General features: G+C 34.7%; 20 protein-coding genes. 9 read left to right on the plus strand and 11 right to left on the minus strand.

Features of this window, described 5'->3' with window-relative positions; genetic code table 11:
• Window positions 1-85: 85 nt before the first annotated feature.
• Window positions 86-922, minus strand: a complete 837-nt coding sequence (locus IV57_RS07205) for a helix-turn-helix domain-containing protein (protein ID WP_057880841.1) — start codon at window positions 920-922, stop codon at window positions 86-88.
• 391 nt (window positions 923-1,313) lie between these two features.
• Here IV57_RS07205 and IV57_RS07210 point away from each other — a divergent pair, with 391 nt between their 5' ends.
• The 4 genes from IV57_RS07210 to IV57_RS07225 all read left to right on the plus strand — a co-directional run bounded on the left by IV57_RS07210 (window position 1,314) and on the right by IV57_RS07225 (window position 6,066).
• The gene (locus IV57_RS07210) at window positions 1,314-2,483 is read left to right on the plus strand and encodes a sensor histidine kinase (protein WP_162261217.1); all 1,170 of its coding nucleotides are present in this window, start codon (window positions 1,314-1,316) and stop codon (window positions 2,481-2,483) included.
• Window positions 2,483-3,238: a LytR/AlgR family response regulator transcription factor gene (locus IV57_RS07215; protein ID WP_057880843.1), complete on the plus strand. Its 756-nt coding sequence runs from the start codon at window positions 2,483-2,485 to the stop codon at window positions 3,236-3,238. The genes IV57_RS07210 and IV57_RS07215 overlap by 1 nt, the downstream gene beginning before the upstream one ends.
• Window positions 3,239-3,377: 139 nt before the next feature.
• Entirely contained in the window at window positions 3,378-4,535 is a 1,158-nt protein-coding gene (locus IV57_RS07220; protein ID WP_057880844.1) for a glycoside hydrolase family 73 protein, read from the plus strand.
• 247 nt (window positions 4,536-4,782) lie between these two features.
• On the plus strand, window positions 4,783-6,066 hold the full coding sequence (locus IV57_RS07225; RefSeq protein ID WP_236704336.1) for an ArnT family glycosyltransferase: 1,284 nt from the start codon (window positions 4,783-4,785) through the stop codon (window positions 6,064-6,066).
• A gap of 659 nt (window positions 6,067-6,725) precedes the next feature.
• Here the strand turns inward: IV57_RS07225 and IV57_RS07235 are convergent.
• The 3 genes from IV57_RS07235 to IV57_RS07245 all read right to left on the minus strand — a co-directional run bounded on the left by IV57_RS07235 (window position 6,726) and on the right by IV57_RS07245 (window position 8,137).
• A complete protein-coding gene (locus IV57_RS07235; protein WP_057880847.1) occupies window positions 6,726-7,217 on the minus strand; it encodes a hypothetical protein in 492 nt (163 codons plus the stop codon).
• Between the two features lie 33 nt (window positions 7,218-7,250).
• A complete protein-coding gene (locus tag IV57_RS07240; RefSeq protein ID WP_057880848.1) occupies window positions 7,251-7,739 on the minus strand; it encodes a hypothetical protein in 489 nt (162 codons plus the stop codon).
• A gap of 65 nt (window positions 7,740-7,804) precedes the next feature.
• On the minus strand, window positions 7,805-8,137 hold the full coding sequence (locus tag IV57_RS07245) for a hypothetical protein (protein ID WP_057880849.1): 333 nt from the start codon (window positions 8,135-8,137) through the stop codon (window positions 7,805-7,807).
• A 426-nt stretch (window positions 8,138-8,563) separates the two neighbouring features.
• Between IV57_RS07245 and IV57_RS07250 the strand changes: the two genes are divergently transcribed.
• Entirely contained in the window at window positions 8,564-9,280 is a 717-nt protein-coding gene (locus tag IV57_RS07250; RefSeq protein ID WP_236704337.1) for a peptidoglycan recognition protein family protein, read from the plus strand.
• Window positions 9,281-9,554: 274 nt separating this feature from the next.
• Window positions 9,555-10,385: a peptidoglycan recognition protein family protein gene (locus IV57_RS07255; protein ID WP_236704338.1), complete on the plus strand. Its 831-nt coding sequence runs from the start codon at window positions 9,555-9,557 to the stop codon at window positions 10,383-10,385.
• 903 nt (window positions 10,386-11,288) lie between these two features.
• Here IV57_RS07255 and IV57_RS07260 read toward each other — a convergent pair.
• The 5 genes from IV57_RS07260 to IV57_RS07280 all read right to left on the minus strand — a co-directional run bounded on the left by IV57_RS07260 (window position 11,289) and on the right by IV57_RS07280 (window position 14,878).
• Window positions 11,289-12,911 (minus strand): APC family permease, encoded by a 1,623-nt coding sequence (locus IV57_RS07260; RefSeq protein WP_057880851.1) that lies wholly within the window; start codon window positions 12,909-12,911, stop codon window positions 11,289-11,291.
• Window positions 12,912-13,014: 103 nt separating this feature from the next.
• A complete protein-coding gene (locus IV57_RS07265; RefSeq protein ID WP_057880852.1) occupies window positions 13,015-13,800 on the minus strand; it encodes a YajG family lipoprotein in 786 nt (261 codons plus the stop codon).
• Window positions 13,801-13,892: 92 nt separating this feature from the next.
• Window positions 13,893-14,141 carry a hypothetical protein gene (locus IV57_RS07270; protein ID WP_057880853.1) on the minus strand — a complete coding sequence of 83 codons (249 nt, stop codon included), beginning with the start codon at window positions 14,139-14,141 and terminating at the stop codon, window positions 13,893-13,895.
• Window positions 14,125-14,475, minus strand: a complete 351-nt coding sequence (locus IV57_RS07275) for a hypothetical protein (RefSeq protein WP_057880854.1) — start codon at window positions 14,473-14,475, stop codon at window positions 14,125-14,127. The genes IV57_RS07270 and IV57_RS07275 overlap by 17 nt, the downstream gene beginning before the upstream one ends.
• A gap of 67 nt (window positions 14,476-14,542) precedes the next feature.
• Window positions 14,543-14,878: a hypothetical protein gene (locus IV57_RS07280; RefSeq protein WP_057880855.1), complete on the minus strand. Its 336-nt coding sequence runs from the start codon at window positions 14,876-14,878 to the stop codon at window positions 14,543-14,545.
• A gap of 155 nt (window positions 14,879-15,033) precedes the next feature.
• Here IV57_RS07280 and IV57_RS07285 point away from each other — a divergent pair, with 155 nt between their 5' ends.
• Both IV57_RS07285 and IV57_RS07290 read left to right on the plus strand, forming a co-directional pair.
• Window positions 15,034-15,306 (plus strand): plasmid mobilization protein, encoded by a 273-nt coding sequence (locus tag IV57_RS07285; protein WP_057880856.1) that lies wholly within the window; start codon window positions 15,034-15,036, stop codon window positions 15,304-15,306.
• A complete protein-coding gene (locus tag IV57_RS07290; RefSeq protein ID WP_057880857.1) occupies window positions 15,293-15,598 on the plus strand; it encodes a type II toxin-antitoxin system RelE/ParE family toxin in 306 nt (101 codons plus the stop codon). Before IV57_RS07285 ends, IV57_RS07290 begins: the two co-directional genes overlap by 14 nt.
• An 87-nt stretch (window positions 15,599-15,685) precedes the next feature.
• Here the strand turns inward: IV57_RS07290 and ptsP are convergent, their stop codons facing one another.
• Entirely contained in the window at window positions 15,686-17,407 is a 1,722-nt protein-coding gene (gene ptsP, locus IV57_RS07295) for a phosphoenolpyruvate--protein phosphotransferase (protein ID WP_057880858.1), read from the minus strand.
• Complete coding sequence (locus tag IV57_RS07300; protein ID WP_041500491.1) at window positions 17,407-17,673, minus strand: phosphocarrier protein HPr; 267 nt, start codon at window positions 17,671-17,673, stop codon at window positions 17,407-17,409. Before IV57_RS07300 ends, ptsP begins: the two co-directional genes overlap by 1 nt.
• A 326-nt stretch (window positions 17,674-17,999) precedes the next feature.
• Here IV57_RS07300 and IV57_RS07305 point away from each other — a divergent pair, with 326 nt between their 5' ends.
• Window positions 18,000-20,204, plus strand: a complete 2,205-nt coding sequence (locus tag IV57_RS07305; protein WP_057880859.1) for an ATP-dependent Clp protease ATP-binding subunit — start codon at window positions 18,000-18,002, stop codon at window positions 20,202-20,204.
• The last annotated feature ends 2 nt before the right edge of the window (window positions 20,205-20,206 follow it).

Raw genomic sequence — 20,206 nt, forward strand, 5'->3', positions numbered from 1 at the left:
AAAGTGGCTAACTTGATTATAAAATTCGCCATAAGAATCTTAATTAATTGTTAAAAAACAAAAAAACTAACCAAATTGGACTCGGTTAGTTTAATTTCTTAGTAATTTCAGTTTGTAATTCAGTGTGACCCAACAAATCAGCACAGTAATAAGCAATATTACGATATCTTTGAACCTCTTTGGCATCGTCTTTAATTGCTAAAGCCACTGTAAAGTTAAGTTCATCAATAAAGTAAGAAACATGATTATCATTGGCAAATTCAATTCCACGTTTAGAAATAGTCATAGCTTGGGAATATTGTTCTAGTTGTAGATACGATTTACCCAACAATTTACAGAGATACAATATTTCCAAACTATTGGCATTAGCGACATTCAAGTTTTCAGTTAAGGAATCATTGACAATGTTAAAATAATAACCCGACATCTCAGCGTGTTTCTGAGCCGAATAGACCATTCCCTTGAGCAAATATGCCATCAGAGTATAAATGTTGTCATTATCAGACTTAGTTTCTTGTAAAACCTTGTCCAAATTAAACGAGCATTTCTCAAAATTATTCCGTTTAAATTCAACTAAACCTTGAATGAAATCGAATTGAGCTGCATCTTTATTATTGATAGAATTCTTCACCAAAGACAATTTATCATCAACCTCAATCAATTCATTCAATAAGACATTTTCCTCAATTGAATCTAAAACAAAGATCTGTTCTTGCTTATTATCGCTAGAAAAGTCACTGAAGACATCGTTTAAGGACAAATCCAATCGATGACAGATTTTAATAAGCACATCAATCTGGGGAGTCATATTGTGCTTCTCCATTTTACTGATGGTATTCTGGTTACAGACACCATCAGCCAAACCACTCTGAGTTAAGTTTAAGCTACGCCTTTTATCATAGACAACTGATCCTAAGAACATTCTTTTACCTCATTATTTGATATTATGAATTGTTATAATTATACCACTTGGGGGTATAATTAACCCATTGCATCAGTATCAAGATATTTATATAAAAAATATGCTATTATCATGTTGAACTAACTAAATGATAATGGAGAATATAATAATGGATATTTATTCAATGCTAATTTCAATTTTTGACGGTGCAAAGCATCGTTAATATATTATAAGAATTAAAGAGGTAAACATATTGTTAACATTACCTGATTCATCATGGTATTCACTAAATATAATGAATACCATGATTTTTTTTATTATTCTTTTCATACTAATACCTAGAACATTAACAAAAAAGAACATATTATTATCAATCTTAGTGAGTATAATATTTAGTATATTAGACTATCATATGGACGGAATAAGTTTAATAGCCGTTTTTTTTACTACAATACTTTTTTTAAAAAAAACAAAATACTCTTTATCTTACAAACTTTTTTATTTCATATTCCTATTTATCACCAATTCTATAGCTAAAAACATATCATACAGTACTGCATTTAATTCATTTAAATTTGGTGAATCATCTTCAAGTAATTCCAATTTCCTATTACCAACATTTTTAGCAATCATAATAAATTTTTTATTGAGTATTATAGCCACTATTTTATACAAATCTATTTTAAGTAAAAAATTTAATATATTTAATTTTTACGATAAAACAATTAAAACAATTTCATTAATATCCTCCTTAATCATACTGATTAGTTATGGTTATTTAATGTTAATGTTTAAACATCTGGATTTAAGGCTGTCATATTTAAAAACAATATTAATACTATCTATGACCATAATCATATTTGTCGTTATTGGAACAGTGTTTTTAATTTTAAGTCATTTAAAAGAAATAAAAATAAATACTGAAAAAAAACAAATTATGGAAAGAAATACTTATATCAAAGAATTAGAGCGAAAGAATAATGAATTAAGAAGATTTAAACACGACTATAAAAACTTTCTACTTTCATTGTCAACTTCACTAAATTCAAATAATGTAAACAATGATGCTATTCAAAAACTGCTTAAATATGCTGATACTAATATTGATTCAAATTTAACTGTCGAAAACAGTAATTTATATCATATGAATGACGAACTAATACGAGGAATCATCATCACCAAGTTAATGCTTGCTAAAGATAAAAATATTAAAACAAATTTTGAAATAGAACAAAACACTTCAATACCTAAAGAGTTTTCCGTTGAAGTAACTAGAATACTAGGTATCTTACTTGATAATGCAATTGACGCTTGCTCACAAACAGATAATCCCGAATTAGATTTTGCCTTAGTATCTTTTGATGATCATATAGAATTTATTGTAAAAAATAGTATTGCTAATAAATCAGATATTGATTTGGGTAAAATATATAACAACGGTTATACGACTAAGAATAATCATAGTGGTTTAGGATTATCAACTGTTAAGAAGATGATTGATGCTAATTCAAAAATGCTTTTACAAACAAAAATCGATGACAAATTCTTTACAATCATTCTTACTGTTCTGGGGGAAGCTTAATGTTATTAAATATCGTAATCTGCGAAGATAATGATGAATTACGAAACTACTATCAACTCATTATCAAAAACTATATCAAAGAACGTCCGACTATCGAAATGAAAATCATTTTATCTACGGCAAATCCGAAGGATGTAAATATTTATCTTGAAAGTCACTCAGATGATTTAACCTTTTATTTATTAGATATCGAGTTTCCTGATTCAAAGATTAAGGGGATTGATCTTGCCACTCAGATACGAAAATGTGACCTGGAATCTAAAATTGTCTTCATCACTACTCACGAAGAACTAATGACCATGATTTTTGATAGAAAAGTCGAGCCATTGGACTACATCGCAAAAGAAAATGGCATTAAAGTGATTGAAGAGAGGCTTAATAAAGATTTAGATATTGCTATTAAACGTCTTGAGCCCTCTTCTAAACAAGCTGAGGCAGAATTTAAGTTTTATATTGGTCAAAGATTGTATAAATTCAATTTAAATAAAATTGATTATTTTGAATCATCAGAAAATACGCACAATGTTTTTTTACATTCTGAAAATGAAATCATTGAATTCCCTAGTAGTTTAAAATCAATTGAGAGCCAATATAAGAACTTTTATCGTGCTCATAAGAGTTTACTAGTAAACTTGAATAATATTGCTTCACTAGATGATCATGCCTTTAAAATCAACTTTAAAGATGGTACGGCCAGTGATATATCTCGTAGAAAATTAGTTCTACTAAGGAAACATTGTTCACAACAACTATAACTTTACACAAAACAACCACTTCTCAAATGAGAAATGGTTGTTTTTGTATATTTTAAAAGTATTCAAATAATACCCTTTTATTATAAAATATAATATGATAGTATAATTAATGTAATTTTGAAAAGGGGATTAAATATCTATGAATAAAAAAGTAAGATTATATAGCTCACTTGTTTTAGTTGGATTAACTCTAGGAACAACAGTTGCTACAACTTCTGTTAATGCTGCTACAGTAGCTGAAGATAACGCAACTACTTCCATTTCTGCTACTGACAAGAATAGTAATGCTAATACCAGTAAAGCGGATGATAAAATTTCCGTTTCAACTAATAAAGAAATGGGACCTGGTTTTTATGATACTGGATTTAATCTAAAATCATGGGAAATGCCTTCACTTGCCGATTCAGATTTCTTATCAGAAATCAAAGCCGGTGCTATGGAGGGCTGGACTAAGTACAAGATTCTACCATCACTAACAGCTGCTCAAGCTGTTTTGGAATCTGGTAATGGTACTAGTGGTCTATCACAATATCCATTCAACAACCTTTTTGGTATCAAAGGAACTCCTGGACAATCATGGAGAACTGCTGAACAAGATGCTAACGGAAATGTTTATTATGTTAACGCCACTTTTAGAACATATCCTTCATTCAAAGAAAGTATCGAAGATCACAACGCTCTATTAGGTACAGCACCTAGATATAGCAACTTAGTTGGGGTTAAGAATTATCAAACTGCAACCGCAAGGGTTAAAGCTGATGGTTATGCTACTGCAGTTAATTATGCAGCATCTCTAAACAATATTATTGTTTCTGATGGTTTAACTAGTTGGGATCAAGAAGCATTTAATACAACTGATTTTCCACACAATGCTGTTGATGAATCAGTTATTACTATTCAATACGTTCAAAACTATGGTGTATTAGCTTACAACTCTGAGGGTAATTCTATCGGTGGTAGTAACCAAACATTCCTTCATGGTACAAAATGGAGAACTGCTGGAACAAAGGTTATTAACGGTGAAGAGATGCTCCAGGTATCCACTGACGAATATATTCCTTTGAAATACACTACTATCGGTGCTGACGGCACTGTAACGATCAACTATACCCAAGGTTACGGTGTCTTAGGTTATCACTTAGATGGCTCATCTATTGGTGGTAGTAATTCAGTTCTTAAGACCGGTTCAGTTTGGAAGACAGACGGTGCCGCTACTATTAATGGTCAAATCATGTACAAGATTGCCACTGATGAATATGTTCCTAAGGAATTTACTCAATTCGGTAACGGTAAATAATTAAATAACTGCAAAATAAAAAACCAGTCTGATTTATTTAGACTGGTTTTGTTATTTAAGGAGAAAAATCATCGACAAACTTCAATCAATTATCAGCAAAACCATTTTAATCTGTCTCGCTATCTTCACTACAGCGACCTTTTTATTAATGCTCCTGTTCTATTATCAAAACTTTTTATTTCAAAATTCTCTTCGTAATGCCCTACTGCTCATCATTTTTCTAGCATTGATCCTTGTAGCTGGCTACATGTTGATGCAAATTTCTACTGACAATCGTCGGATCAATATAATCGTGATTACATCCTTAATGCTGGTCTTCATGATTGTTGGAACAACTTGGATCTTGCATGTACCTAATACTCAAATCAGTGACTTTGGTAACTTCTGGGATCGGGTACCGGGATTCTTTGTCGGCGATAAACTCTATCAAACTGACAACGACTACTTCTCTAAGTATGCTTATCAAACCGGATTTATGGTTTATATTCTCAGTGTCGTCAAACTATTCGGCTATAAAATTTTTGTGATTCAATTCTTGAATGTTATTTATCAAGCTTTGATTTTACTATTCACTTACCTACTAGTTATTAAGATATTTGATAATATCAAACTTGCTCGTCTATCGGTACTTTTGTTAATGGTCGACCTAGATTGGTTTGCTTTGAACAGTCAAGCTAGTAACCAATACCTTGGTTCACTACTCTACCTAATAACCTTCTATCTCCTGATGCAGGATAAATCACGTTATTATATTTTAGCCGGCATTACTTTAGCAGCAGGTTGTCTGATCCGTCCGATTGGACCAGTTATCATTGCTGGTATCGTTGTTTTTACTATCTGTTATCTACTGTTAAAAAATAAAGATTACCATCGAATTGGAAAAATCATGATATCCTTGGCCGTTTATTTTATCCTCTTTAGTTTAGCCGGTTGGGGTATTAAAGCTACTGGTATTAACAACTATGGGCTATCAAACAATGACCCCGAATGGAAATTTGTAACTGGTCTTAATTATCAATCCAACGGAACTTATTCATCAGACATGGACAAATTGATTGATGCCAATAAGAGTCGTGCCCAAATGAACCCCGTTGAACAAACCAAATTGCATTCTGAAATTGATTTTTTAAATCAACACCATGCTTGGTTCAAGCTATTCGTTAATAAAACTCAAGTCCTTTGGTCCACTCGAACAATGGCAACTGATTTTACCAGTTTCGGACTCAACCATTCTGCTAAAACCGTCGACCTGATCAACTACCTAGCTTATGCTGGTTCGATCATGTTGATCATCTTCTCTTGGATCGGTTCACTAGCTCTCTTCAAGGCCAAGTTCAGTAACAACCTCTATCTATTGCTCTTACCTTTATTAGCTTTCGCAGTTGTCCAACTGGTAATCGAAGTTCAAGGACGTTATCGAATTGAATTTTTACCAATCTTATCTATCGTAGGTAGTCTTGGTTTATATAACACTATTAACAGTTTTAGCTATTTAAAAATTGGTCAAAAAAATACATTGCGCTTTAATTAAATCCTTACTCAAGTTCAGTTAGAGCGTGAATTAATGGAGTTATTATTATGGTTCCGCTCTCCGCAAGGAAGAAAAAATTGGTTGGAACATAGCGGGCACAACTTGGAGCCTTTTGTTCCAAAAGTCTTCAAGCTTGGCCTTTTCCTAATCCAGCAAAAACCGCCGAATAAGGAAAACTTCGCTATTGAACCATTTTTTCTTCCTTACTCCGAGCTGGTGTTTTAGTTTCAATCTTATATAATCGAAAACTACTCTGGATGTTACTGATTTTAAATAAATTTTTAATATTCAAATTTATCTTAGAATTCATTTACTCCAAAAATTAGTAAAGCCCCGCATTAACTGAAGCAATCAGTTAATACAGGGCTTTTGATTTGAAGTAAAGAATTTTTCATTAATAAAACTTAAAGACCAAAGCGTTATTTAGTCTGGAATAAAAATTGGAAATAGGTTCAGCTGCGATATTATTTTTAGTCAGCGATTTGTGCTGGCTTAGAATAAGACCAAGCTTGGAGACTCTTGGTACAAGAGGCTTCAAGTCGTGTCCGCAGCGTTCCAACCTATTTCCAATTTTTGTGGAAGACGGAAATACAAGTAAACTCCCACTTTAACCGAACTAAAGTAAAAGCCTTAATTAGCGGAGTGCATTTTTATCTTCATTATTCTGGTACAACGTTACCGATAGAAGCCCATTCACTGGTAGAAACACGATAATATGTCATTTTATCAACAATGATCATTCTGTCAGAATACCAAAGTGTACCCTTTCCTAAAGCACGTTGACCAAGTAGTTCACCCTTATTTGTATAAAGACGAGCTATTTCATTATCATAAACTCGAACGTTTTGACTCATTGGTTGGTAAAGATAACCATTTTTAGCATTTATAAATGCCTCCGGAGCTACTCGGAAAAATGTATCATCAGAATGATTAAATTCCCCGAAGACTTTCCAATCAGTTCCAGCCTGTACAGTTGTTGGCAATTGGTTACCATAACCATCTAATAAATTAGACGTTGTCGTTACCGCAAAGTCATAAGTATCATTTGGCAATGGTGAAACTGTATCAGCTTGAACAGTGTTGCTTGTAGCAGCGTTCAAGCCTAATAATAATCCTAGTGATAGGACTAAATAGCCTAATATTTTTTTCATATTAAATCCCCCTGGCATTCTTTTTAAAACTAATTATTCTGGATTAACGGCACCAATCATAGCCCATTCATCAGTAGATACACGATAATAACTTACTTTATCAACAACGATAGTTCTGTCAGAGTACCAAAGTGTACCTTTTCCTAAAGCACGTTCACCAAGTAATTCACCTTTTGATGTGTAAAGTCTGGCCATAATTCTGCTAGAAACTCTAACATTTTGTGACTTTGGTTGGTATAAATAACCACTATTTTCATTCACAAATCCATTTGGAGACACTTGATAAACAGTTTCATCACCATGATAAAGTTCACCAAAAACTTTCCAATCAGTTCCAGCTTGCAAAACAGTGGCAGTCTGATTACCATTATTGTCAAGTAAATTAGTTGTGTTAGTTACAGCGAAATCATAACCAGCTGGTAAAGTTGTATCTGCTTTAGCAGTGGTTGTATTACTGACGGCTGCGTTCAAACCAAATAATAGTCCCAATGATAAGACTAAATAACTTAATATTTTTTTCATGTTAAATCCCCCTTAATATCTTTTCATAATTATTATAATACTTCTGGGGCATGAACTAAAATCGCTTAATTATTTTCCCTAGTTAGTTTGATCTCTGCCTGCTGCTTATTCAAGGGTACCAATCGAAAATTTTTAGCATCTTTTTTTACTTGATAACGTCCTGCATAAAGACCATTCTTAATTTCTAAATCATTTTCATGTGACAGCTGATAATCATAGCTTTTATCACTGGCCTCAACGTAAATTCTTTTTTTCGTAAATTCTAATTTCTTGGGACTATCATTAACTTGCCAGACTGTACTCTGTAATTCATCGACTGAATTTTCACTCAAAACTCCCACAGTTAAGAATGCGATGGCCGCAATGACCAATATAATACTAAGTTTAATTTTTGACATATTTCCCCAACTCTCAATTAATTTCTCTCAAAATCAATTATACTACCAAGAGATTAAATTAATAGTATTGCAGGATATTTATAAACACTTATAAGTATTTCGCTATTTTTATTTATATTTTCATGTCATTCAATTGCAACTCAAATGATGTTGGTCTGTAAACAGCATTGGTCTAGACACATGTTATGCTGAAATAGCACTAATAAGGGGGAGAATACTATCAAGAAGAAAAACCTATTCATTCTGACATTCTTAGTACTACTTACTACCATTACTAGTCTTAATCAGACTAAGACTGTCAAAGCTGATTCACAGATCAATGATTATATCGTTCAAAATAAATTTCAACCAGCTACAATCGAATATCGTCAAGGTACTTTCAACGTTTGGCAAGGCTACCGTCACGGTGTCGGTCGTCCTGAAGGTGTGATTGTTCATGAAACTGCTACACCCAATGTTAACGCCGAACAATTTGTCAAAAGTTTTAATAACAATTGGCCCAGACTTCAGACTTATGTCCACGCCTTCGTTGATGACCAAAAAGCTCTCAATATTCACAGTAGTGACTACATGGTTTGGGGCGCTGGTCCTACTGCCAATTCACGTTACATTCAAGTTGAACTTTGCCGGGTTAATTCATATGATGCTTTTGCCCGTTCATTGGCTAATGATGCCAATTATGTAGCTCGCAAATTAATTCAATACAACTTACCTGATGTTCCTCATCAAACAGTTCTATCTCACAAAGAAACTTGGCCTATGTTTGGCGAAACCAATCATGCTGATCCTGACAGTTACTTTGCTGCCTGGGGTTATGACATGACTCAATTTAACCAGTTGATCTCCATGTATTACAATAACTTGAAGACTTCTGGTAACGTTTACGGAACACCTGCACCAACAACGCCTACTCCTGATCCTGGACAAACTAATCCCAATGATCATATTATTCGGGTCAATAATGCCCATGGCACTTTTGTTCCATTAGTAACCTTTAAAAATGACGGCACAACTGCCAAGATCATGGATCGTGCTTTGGCTAACAATACGCCTTGGTACACCGATCAAACACGTTCAGCCGATGGTATTACTTATCATCGAGTTTCTACTTCTGAATGGGTCGCTGAAACTTATAAGATTTAAACGTCTAAAATAAAACACAATTAATTTTGAACATCAACAAAAATATTCCGCCAATTCGCATATTGAATTGACGGAATATTTTTAGTTAGATCGAAAATTACGTTTTATTTCAGATTTATTTGGGAATGTTAGACGACAATCACAGGTCCAGCATTTTTTCTGTAACCATTCTGTAACCATTCCGATTGAATGCTTGTGCTACTCTTATAATTGGGTTAATAAGGGGGTATTTATTATCAAAGGGAAAAAATTATTTCTAGTTACATTTTTCATATTGTTATTTTCATTAATTACCAATGTCAAAACCATCAAGGCTGATTCAATCAATGACTACATCATTTCCAATAAAATTCAACCAGCTACAACTCAATATCGTCAAGGTACATTCAACATTTGGACACCTTATCGTTATGGTGTTGGTCATCCTGAAGGTGTCGTCGTTCACGAAACTTCTGAAGCTAACGTCAATGCTGAACAGTTCGTGGCACGTTTTAATGCACAATGGCCTACGCTCCAAACTTATGTCCATGCTTTCGTAGACGATACTAACGTAATCAACATTCACAGTACCGATTATGCCGTTTGGGGTGCTGGTCCCACTGCCAATTCACGTTACGTTCAAGTTGAACTTTGTCGGGTCAATTCTTACGATGCTTTTGCCCGTTCATTAGCCAATGATGCCAACTATATCGCATCCAAATTGATTCAATATAATTTACCAGATGTTCCTGGTCAAACCGTTCTATCTCACCAACAAACCAGTGGCATGTGGCATGAAACAAATCATACTGATCCCGTCCATTACTTCGATATTTGGGGGTATAACATGGATCAGTTTAATGATTTAATTTCTTACTATTATAATAATCAAAAAACCTATGGCAATATCTACGGTGAATCTAAGAATGTCATCCGAGTTAAGAATAATAATGCAATTTACGTTCCTTTAGTTGCTTTCTCAGGTGACGGTCAAATGATTTCCTTGCGTGATCATGGTTTAGCTAACAATTCTGCTTGGTACACTGATCAATCAAAAGATTACAATGGTGTAACCTATCATCGAGTTGCCAGCAACGAATGGGTTGCTGAGACCTATAAGATTTAAAAATATATCGACGAAAAAAGGTTTCTACTCAAGTTCAGTTAGAACGAAAGTATACTTGTATTTCCGTCTTCCACAAAAATCGGAAATAGGTTGGAACGCTGCGGGCACGACTGAACCTATTTCCGATTTTTATTCCAAACTAAATAACGCTTTGATTTTTAAGCTTTATTAATGAAAAAATATCTATTTCAAATTAAAAGCCCGTATTAACTGATTATTTCGGCTCTTACTCAAGTTCGGTTATTAAGTGGGCTACATCTCCAAATAAATAAATCACACTATATTATTTATGACTTCTCAATTAAGGGATTCACAATAATATAGTGTGATTTTTATCTAAAATTAATAACGATCAACCAGTTATCTAGTCTGGAACAACAAAGCCGATTGGCTCAGCAGTAAAATCATTCTTAGCAATTTATTGCTTAGAATGAGGTCGAGCTTGGAGACGATGTGAATTTCATCGGCTTCAAGTCGGCCTACTGCGTTCCAGCCAAATCGGCTTTGTTGTGGAAGACGGAATTTTTAACCAAACATCAGAAAGAACCTTATTTCAGTCAATACGGGCTTTTATTGGTCCTTAGAATAAATGAACTTTGAGATAAATTTGAATATTAAAAATTTATTTAAAGTCAGTAACATAAAGAGTAGGTATCAATTGTATAGGATTAAAACAAAACCCTAGCTCGGAGCAAGGAAGAAAAAATGGTTCAATAGCGAAGTTTTCCTTATTCGGCGGTTTTTGCCGGATTAGGAAAAGGCCAAGCTTGAAGACTCTTGGAAAGAGGCTCCAAGTTGTGCCCGCTATGTTCCAACCAATTTTTTCTTCCTTGCGGAGAGCGGAACTACAATAATAACTCTGTTACTTTACGCTCTAACTGAACTTGATAATAGAACAACTGCCTAGTTTTCTTTTAAATTAAACTCTTTCCAACCAAAAATAATAACCAAGGCAACTCCAAGAACACTAATTGTAACAATGGATACGATATTGTGTTCATAGTTTGAACCGCCCAGATAAAGATCACCAATAATCGTTAGGAAAATAGCAGCTAAGATACCACTCCATTGCAAGCGAGTAAAGGCTGAACCGGTTGTACTACGATTCTCACGACGAGTAACGTATGGCAAGACTGCTCCTAAACCGATTAACACGATAATGGCAACAAAGTTAATAACTAATTCATACCACCAGGTTGATGTTCCAAAACCAACATCTTGGGGTCCAATACCAAAGATAGTTGCCAAAGCAGTGACGATCAGACACCACCAACCAACGGTTAGCGCTAATTTATCATTTTTGATATAAACATAATCTGATGGGAACTTTTTACTATCTTGTCTAATTTTAATAAAAGCAAAGAAAATCCAACAAGTAACACCGGGTGAAATAATCCCATTAAGATTCAAGAGCCAATTGAAAATATCATTCATACTTGGCAAGAAAATACCTAGCATCATGATAAAAGCACTCAATCCACAGGTTAATAGATAACCATTAACTGGCAAACCATTAGCATTCTTTTTGCTCAATACTTTCGGCATATATTTGGCACCAGTATCAGAAATCAACATTCTGGTCATGGCATCAAGTAAAACAGCCAATAAAGCAGCTAGATAAAAAACTTCTGTCCAAGCAAAGATATACATCAACGTGTTACCCATATGATATTGCTTACCTAAAGCTTGAAAAGCATAGTATGAACCATTCATCTTCAAATCATTTGGTAAGTGATAACCATTAAAGAAAACACCTAATGAAAATGATCCAAAAATAGTCAAGAAAGCTGTCATAACAGCCAACATAATCATAGCTTTGGGAAATTCTCGCTTAGGATGGCGCATCTTAGTAACGAATGGTGCAATCAATTCAGCACCATTAACTGCATAGATCAACAAACCAATGGTTGTTAAATAATGCAGATCAAACTTAGGAATAATTGTGTGAATATTCATCGGTTGCGTAGCGATGTGACCACCAGCAGCCAGACCCGCAAAGGTCATCAAAACAAATAAGACAGTCATTCCAAACATGGCAATTCCACCAATAGTACTTAATACTTCTAGTGAACGCTTGAAACGAGATTGTACAAAGATAAAGACAATAAATGTCACCAATGTCCAAAAGGCAAACCACCCATTTGACATATGTTCTTGAAGTCCAGCATTACCGGAGTAAGCCCAGCCTAATCCAACGACGATTGAATTGGCAGTATCAACAACATACGGAATTGATGCAGCCCAGTAAGTCCAAGCTGTGAAATATCCGAGGAATTCACCACTCGTTCCTCTGACCCATGAAGTAAGTCCCCCACCTTCATGATTAAAAACTGAACCTAATTGCCCAACCATTAATGAATATGGAATAACGTATAAAAATAGCATGATAATCCAAGAGGTAATAACGCCCATACCTTGGTTTTGAAAATTATAAGTTAAATCATCAAAACCAATTACGGTAACAAAATCCATTAAAGCGAGAATAGGCCAGCTTATATAGTTCTTTTTTGGTTCTAAAGTTTCCATAATAAGCCCCTAAATAAAATAATTGTTATAAAGCACAATTTTTAATTTTACTCTTATTATTGATAATATACCGTAATTTTTTTAATTTTTGAAAAGAATAAAATCACTTTCCGTATTTATTATTCAATTCCTTTGTCACTTTAAATAATTTGGGATATTTATTCTTATTCTGTTTCTGATAAAAGGCCGGATTATTTAGCTTAAATTTACCAGCCTTCTCCACCCAATAAGTAACTTCAGGATTGTTGATGGTATAGGAATTTTGCGTTGTTAAACCATACTTTTGATAAAGTTTCTCACGGTCTTTGGTCTCTGGATGGTATTTTTTAATACCAATAATCATTTTCTGACCAATCTTAGGCATTGGTACAGTTGGATTGGTTGTGTAAATGACTTGCTTGGGATTCTTGACCCCATAATCCTTACCGACATATTCCCCTTCAAAACTATTGAAATAATCTCTGGCTTTGGACAATCCTCCTGAAAACTCAGTCTTAGTCGTTTTACCTTGTAATGCTTTATCACCGCTGATCACTTGCTCAATATAGATTGTAGCTTTGGTTTCTGGGGTAAAAAGCCGTCCCATCTCTGGTTGCAAATTGACAACCTGTGCTTTGACCACAGCTTGATTGCCATTCTTCAATAAACCTAAAGACATATTTTCGTCTTTATAGCCACTAGGGACATTAGTAATATATTTTTGATAATTAGGTTGATCGACATTTTTGGCTGCCACAACCTTTTTATTCCAAACTTGACGATTCTGTTTAATTTGTTTATTCCGTTGCTGCTCAATTTTTGCTTGTTTGGCGGCCTGTTCAGTCTGATTACTACAGCCAGTCAACAAAAAAATACTCAAGAAGGTTACTATTAAAACTATTTTTTTCATCTAAATATATCCTCCCTTTTCATAATCATAAGTGTATCACGGAGCAATCCAATCGAGATATAAAAAAAGAACCTTAAACTGACAAACTGTCATTAAGATTCTCGAATTCTTTTGTATAGGTAATAGATTGTTCCCAAAATCAGGGAGATGACCAACCACAAAACAACTGCGGTCAGTAATACAATTCCAATAATCATTGGTTGCTGTGGTGATGTTAGAAATCCTTGTTGGAGTTTCTTAACCTCACCTATCTGAAAAATCAATTTTCGTAAAATGTTTAATATCATCACCGCTAAAGTAAGTATGGCTGCTTTCTTAAAAGAATTACGATAAGTTATCATTTTTCAAATGTTCTCCCTTACGAAATTGAATTCCGATAAAGTAAGTAATAACTGACATAAAGACTGACATCAAAGCAAAAATAATCAATGACGTCCAATTATAGTAACCGCCTGTTAACAACATGAAAATAAAGAAAACTACAAAATAGATACCAAAGGCAGCCCTTTGACTCAGATTGGTCACCACCAAGATCAGTGATAGTAGGAAAATCAATAAGATCTCCCATGGAAAATTGCTGAAGATTGCTTTGTGTTGAAAGATATTTTGACCCATGATAATCAATATCCAAAAAAATACAAAAATTAAAAAATTACGAATGACTCGATTTTTCACTTGGTTCCCTCTCCCTCATTGAATCTCTTATAATAGCCTAACATAGTTTCCAAATCTGACCAAAAGTCTAATCTTGCCTACCTTTTAGAATATATTTGCCAGTGTAATAGGTTACAATTGTTCCCACAATTCCACACACCGCTGCAAATATCTGGGCATTCCAGTTACCATTGAGGTTATTCAACCGAACAAAAGCATAGAAAACAAAGAAGTAAATTATCAAAGTTATATTATCCTTAATACTTGTAAACGCAGTTAAAAGTGACAGTAGTAAGATCATTATTGGTTCCAAATAATATATCCTCATTACTGGTTGGAAGCTATTGTACAAATTCAAAAGTATCAGTATTAACATTGGTAATATATAAGCTAAAATAGCATTTCTAAGCCGTTTATTCTTCATTGCTTTCTCCTTCTTTTGTGAATAATATATCATGGATTCAAATTGTTATCTTTCATGAAAATAAATTATTGAGTACGTAATTTGAATAATAGAGGGTATGTAAATTGACGTTCCACCAATAATGTAATACGATGGTAAACACAGGAGATAATAATATGACAATGACAACAATAAAAAACAAAACTATTTCCACACGTGTCACAACTGACATAAGTAATCGTGCAAAGGAAAACTTGGCAAAACAAGGTTTAACAGTTTCCGAATATATACGACTATCACTAATTAAAGCCGCTAATAATGAGGTTAAGCTCGTTAGTTTCTTAGATACTCCTGAATCAAAGAAAGCAAAAAAAGAGGCTGAATCTGGTCAAGTAGATAGTTTTGATTCCGTAGATGACTGGTGGAAAAATTTAAATGGTAAAGATTAAACAAACTAAATCTTTTACCCGAAATTTTAAAAAACTAGAAAAGAAACATTTTCCAGTTTCATTAATTAGAAATTGTGTTATCGCCATTATATCTGGTGACAAGAAGACACTTGTAAAAATAAAGGATCACAATCTCAAGGGGGGTTGGAATGGTTATCGTGAATTTCACCCCGCAAGATATGGAAATTATGGTGCCTCATACGATGGTTGGATTGTAATTTATAAATATGATCATGGAGAATTAATATTAACCTTAGTTTCAACCGAAGATCATGATATTCTCAAAGGCTAAAAGATCTAGTTTCAATATTTTATTTAGTAACCTTATCGTTAAAAAAAGACCTGCATAAAATTATGCAAGTCTTTTTTTAACGCTTAATTACTTGTTCAAGTATTCTTCAACAAGTTTAATATTGTCTTCGTTAGTGATTGATTCGTTAACAGCACGATCAGCTAAACTAGCAAGATCTTCTGTGCTTAACTTCTTCATCAAACTTCTAACACGGAGAACTGATGTAGCACTCATTGAGTATTCATCAAGACCCATGCTCAAAAGCAATGGAAGCATTGTGTTATCACCGGCAGCTTCACCACACATACCAGCCCACTTGCCTTCTTTATGAGCTGATTCAATAACGTGCTTGATCAATCTCAAAATTGAAGGGTTGTATGGTTGATATAGGTATGAAACGTGTTCGTTACCACGATCAGCAGCCATAGTGTATTGAATCAAATCGTTAGTACCAATACTAAAGAAATCAACTTCCTTAGCAAATTGGTCTGCAAGAACTGCAGCGGCTGGAACTTCCATCATCATTCCTAATTGAATGTCGTCAGAAACCTTAACACCGTCAGCTACTAATTTGGCCTTTTCTTCTGTAAAGACTTTCTTAGCATCTCTGAATTCTTGTAATGTACCGATCATAGGGAACATGATACGCAAGTTACCAAAAGCAGATGCACGAAGCAATGCTCTTAGTTGAGTTCTGAAGATTTCTTGTCTATCCAAACTGATACGGATAGCACGGTAACCCAAGAATGGGTTCATTTCCTCAGGAAGTGGCAAGTATGGTAAATGCTTGTCACCACCGATATCCATAGTACGGACAACGACTGGCTTACCTTTCATGCCTTCAAGAACAGCTTTGTAAGCCTTGAATTGATCATCTTCGGTAGGAAGACTCTCTGATTGCATATATAGGAATTCTGTACGATACAAACCAACACCTTCAGCACCGTTATCAATAACAGCTTGAAGATCGTCAGGTGTACCGATATTAGCAGCAATATCAAAATGTTTACCATCAGCAGTAACTGATGATTCATTCTTCAATTTTTCCCATTCGGCTTTTTCATCAGCAAATTTCTTTGCCAATTCAGTATAATGTTTGACATCATCCTCTGAAGGATCAACAATAGCAGCACCGTTTAAACCATCAACGATAACCTTGTCGCCTTCTTTGACGTCAGTTGTGATTGTATCAGTACCAACAACAGCAGGTAGTTCAAGTGAACGTGCCATAATAGCTGAGTGGGCTGTACGACCACCGATATCAGTTACAAATCCTTTAACATAGCTGTTTAATTGAGCTGTATCACTAGGTGTTAAATCATGAGCAATGATAACGACATCATGGTCGATCAAAGCTGGGTTTGGTAGCTTAACGTCTAGTAGATGTGCCATGACACGTTTTGTAACGTCACGAACATCGGCGGCTCTTTCTTGCATGTATGGATTGTCTGTCATACCTTCAAAAATAGAAATAAAGTTTTCAGATACGTCATGTAATGCTTGTTCAGCATTAACGCTTTGATCCTTAACTTGTTGTTCAACTGCACCCGTAAATTCTGGATCAGCCAAAATCATCTTATGAGCATCAAAAACTTGAGCTTCTTCTTCACCAAGAGATACCTTAGCGATATCTCTGATTTTTGTTAACTCATCATCTGATGTTGAAATAGCGTCCTTAAGACGACTAACTTCTGCGTCAGCATCTGAAACACTTTTCTTAGTGAAAGACAAATCTGGTTGAACTAAAAGGTATGCTTCTGCAGTAGCGATACCATCACTAGCTGCAATTCCCTTAATAGTTTTAACCATTATTCTGCCAATCCTTCCTTTGTCATTGTATCTGCAATAGCTGCAACTGCATCAGCAGCATCGTCACCATCGGCTGTAATTGTAACGTCAGCACCTTGGCCAACACCAAGTGACATAACACCCATGATTGACTTCAAGTTAACTGATTTACCAGAGAATTCAATGTTGATATCTGAGCTAAATTTACTTGCTGCTTGTACTAGCATAGTAGCTGGACGTGCGTGGATACCTGTTTCTGCAATAATGTGAAATTCTTTCTTTTCCATAATAAATACCTCACCATATAATATAAAATTCTGTAGTATCACTACAAATATTCACTAATTAATTTACCATTAACTTCTGATTTTCACAAGTGTTTTAACCAAAAAAAGTTGAGATAAGCCAACTGCGATAAGACGTTTAACGCTTACACCCCTTGAGCCTGAAAGCGTTTATATTATCAAACTTTTTCATAAAAATTTGTAAAGATTATTTTTTCTACTATTAAAATGATAAAAAACTAAAGTTTCAAGACTTAGCACTTGCATTAAGAGAGTGCTAATTATATACTACCGTTGTATCCTGATGATCAAGGAAAGGTGGGGTGCGAATGTTATGTCAGAATTGTAATAAGAATGAAGCAACTATTCATTTATATACAAGTGTTAATGGTCAAAGAACAGAAATAAACCTCTGCCAAGACTGTTATCAAAAGTTAAGAAATCAAGCTAACGAAGGTATGAATAATATGGCACAAAATCCAAATGGTGGATTTTCAAGTTTCGAAGACCTGTTCAACGCTTTAAATGGCGGACAACAACCTAATGATGCTTTCGAGCAACAAGGTCCCCAAACTCAAACTGGTAACGGTAATGGAAATAATGGCCGTCGTCCTAAGGGTAACGGAGTCTTAGATCAATATGGTGTCGACCTAACTGCTCTTGCAAAAAAAGGTCAGATCGATCCTGTCATTGGTCGTGATAAGGAAATCAACCGTGTAATTGAAATATTAAATAGAAGAACTAAGAACAACCCTGTTCTAATTGGTGAAGCAGGTGTTGGTAAGACTGCTGTTGTTGAAGGTCTTGCACAAAAGATCGTTGATGGCGATGTCCCCGACAAACTACAAAATAAACGTGTCGTACGTTTGGACGTTGTTTCATTGGTTCAAGGTACTGGCGTACGTGGTCAATTCGAACAAAGAATGCAACAATTGATCAACGAATTACAAAAGAATAAAGACATTATCCTCTTCATTGATGAGATTCACGAAATTGTTGGTGCTGGTAATGCTGAAGGCGGTATGGACGCTGGTAATGTTTTAAAACCTGCCCTAGCCCGTGGCGAACTTCAACTTGTTGGTGCAACTACTTTGAATGAATACCGGACCATTGAAAAGGATTCTGCTCTTGAACGTCGTCTCCAACCCGTTCAAGTTAACGAACCCACTGTTGAAGAAACTATTCAAATCTTGAAGGGCCTTCAACCTAAATATGAAGATTATCATCACGTAAAGTATTCTAATGAAGCAATTAAAGCTGCTGCTGAATTATCGGCTCGTTACATTCAAGATAGATTCTTACCTGATAAGGCCATTGATTTGATTGATGAAGCTGGTTCAAAGAAGAATTTACAGATCAACCATGTAGACGTTGCCGATCTTGATAACAAGATTTCTGATGCTGAAGTTCAAAAACAAGCTGCCCTTCGTAATGAAGATTACGAAAAAGCTGCTTATTATCGTGATCAAGTTACCAAGTTCCAAGATATGAAGAACAGCACTAAGGATGAACCTGCTGATCAAAATATTGTTACAGACAAAGCAATTCAAAAGATTATTGAAGAGAAAACTAATATTCCAGTTGGTGAACTTCAATCTAATGAACAAGCTCAATTGAAGAACTTGGAATCAGACTTGAAGGGTCACATTATTGGTCAAGACAAGGCTGTTGGTGATGTTGCCAAAGCTATTCGTCGTAACAGAGTCGGATTTAACAAGTCTGGTCGTCCAATTGGTTCCTTCCTATTTGTTGGACCTACTGGTGTTGGTAAAACTGAACTTGCTAAACAACTTGCCCGTGAACTCTTTGGTTCCGAGGACTCAATGATTCGTTTCGACATGTCTGAGTACATGGAAAAACATTCAGTTTCTAAGTTGATTGGTTCACCTCCAGGGTACGTTGGTTATGAAGAAGCTGGTCAATTAACTGAGCAGGTTCGTCGTAATCCATACAGTTTGATTTTGCTAGATGAAATCGAAAAGGCTCATCCCGATGTTATGCATATGTTCTTGCAGATTCTCGATGATGGTCGTTTGACTGACTCACAAGGTAGAACTGTTAGTTTCAAAGATACAATTATTATCATGACTTCCAATGCTGGACAAGGTTTGCAAGAAGCAAATGTTGGTTTCGGTGCTGAATCAAATGGTACAACTAATTCAGTTATGAATCGTTTATCAGAATTCTTCAAACCAGAATTCTTGAACAGATTTGACGGAATCGTCGAATTTAATTCATTAACGAAGGCTAACCTACTCAAAATCGTTGATTTAATGTTAGCAGATACTAACAAAATGATTGCTGACCAAGGTTTAACAATTCATGTTACTAAAGATGCCAAAAATAAATTAGTTGATTTAGGCTTCAATCCTAAGATGGGTGCCCGTCCACTCCGTCGTGTGATCGAAGAACAAATTGAAGATAAAGTTGCCGACTACTTCTTAGACAATCCTAAGGAAAAAGAGCTTGAGGCTCATGTCGACAAAGGTGAAATTAAAATTTCTAAGTATAGTGCACCTGATACTGAACAATAGAT

Source organism: Companilactobacillus kimchiensis, assembly GCF_001438805.1.
GTDB classification, from domain to species: Bacteria; Bacillota; Bacilli; order Lactobacillales; family Lactobacillaceae; genus Companilactobacillus; species Companilactobacillus kimchiensis.

Excerpts from the sequence above, each read along its gene's own strand:
- IV57_RS07265 (WP_057880852.1), bottom strand. The coding sequence starts at position 13,800 with ATGAAAAAAATAGTTTTAATAGTAACCTTCTTGAGTATTTTTTTGTTG.
- IV57_RS07260 (WP_057880851.1), bottom strand. The coding sequence starts at position 12,911 with ATGGAAACTTTAGAACCAAAAAAGAACTATATAAGCTGGCCTATTCTC.
- ptsP (WP_057880858.1), bottom strand. The coding sequence starts at position 17,407 with ATGGTTAAAACTATTAAGGGAATTGCAGCTAGTGATGGTATCGCTACT.
- IV57_RS07270 (WP_057880853.1), bottom strand. The coding sequence starts at position 14,141 with ATGATAACTTATCGTAATTCTTTTAAGAAAGCAGCCATACTTACTTTA.
- IV57_RS07225 (WP_236704336.1), top strand. The coding sequence starts at position 4,783 with ATGTTGATGCAAATTTCTACTGACAATCGTCGGATCAATATAATCGTG.
- IV57_RS07220 (WP_057880844.1), top strand. The coding sequence starts at position 3,378 with ATGAATAAAAAAGTAAGATTATATAGCTCACTTGTTTTAGTTGGATTA.
- IV57_RS07290 (WP_057880857.1), top strand. The coding sequence starts at position 15,293 with ATGGTAAAGATTAAACAAACTAAATCTTTTACCCGAAATTTTAAAAAA.
- IV57_RS07205 (WP_057880841.1), bottom strand. The coding sequence starts at position 922 with ATGTTCTTAGGATCAGTTGTCTATGATAAAAGGCGTAGCTTAAACTTA.
- IV57_RS07300 (WP_041500491.1), bottom strand. The coding sequence starts at position 17,673 with ATGGAAAAGAAAGAATTTCACATTATTGCAGAAACAGGTATCCACGCA.
- IV57_RS07215 (WP_057880843.1), top strand. The coding sequence starts at position 2,483 with ATGTTATTAAATATCGTAATCTGCGAAGATAATGATGAATTACGAAAC.
- IV57_RS07245 (WP_057880849.1), bottom strand. The coding sequence starts at position 8,137 with ATGTCAAAAATTAAACTTAGTATTATATTGGTCATTGCGGCCATCGCA.
- IV57_RS07280 (WP_057880855.1), bottom strand. The coding sequence starts at position 14,878 with ATGAAGAATAAACGGCTTAGAAATGCTATTTTAGCTTATATATTACCA.
- IV57_RS07285 (WP_057880856.1), top strand. The coding sequence starts at position 15,034 with ATGACAATGACAACAATAAAAAACAAAACTATTTCCACACGTGTCACA.
- IV57_RS07235 (WP_057880847.1), bottom strand. The coding sequence starts at position 7,217 with ATGAAAAAAATATTAGGCTATTTAGTCCTATCACTAGGATTATTATTA.
- IV57_RS07240 (WP_057880848.1), bottom strand. The coding sequence starts at position 7,739 with ATGAAAAAAATATTAAGTTATTTAGTCTTATCATTGGGACTATTATTT.
- IV57_RS07210 (WP_162261217.1), top strand. The coding sequence starts at position 1,314 with ATGGACGGAATAAGTTTAATAGCCGTTTTTTTTACTACAATACTTTTT.
- IV57_RS07305 (WP_057880859.1), top strand. The coding sequence starts at position 18,000 with ATGTTATGTCAGAATTGTAATAAGAATGAAGCAACTATTCATTTATAT.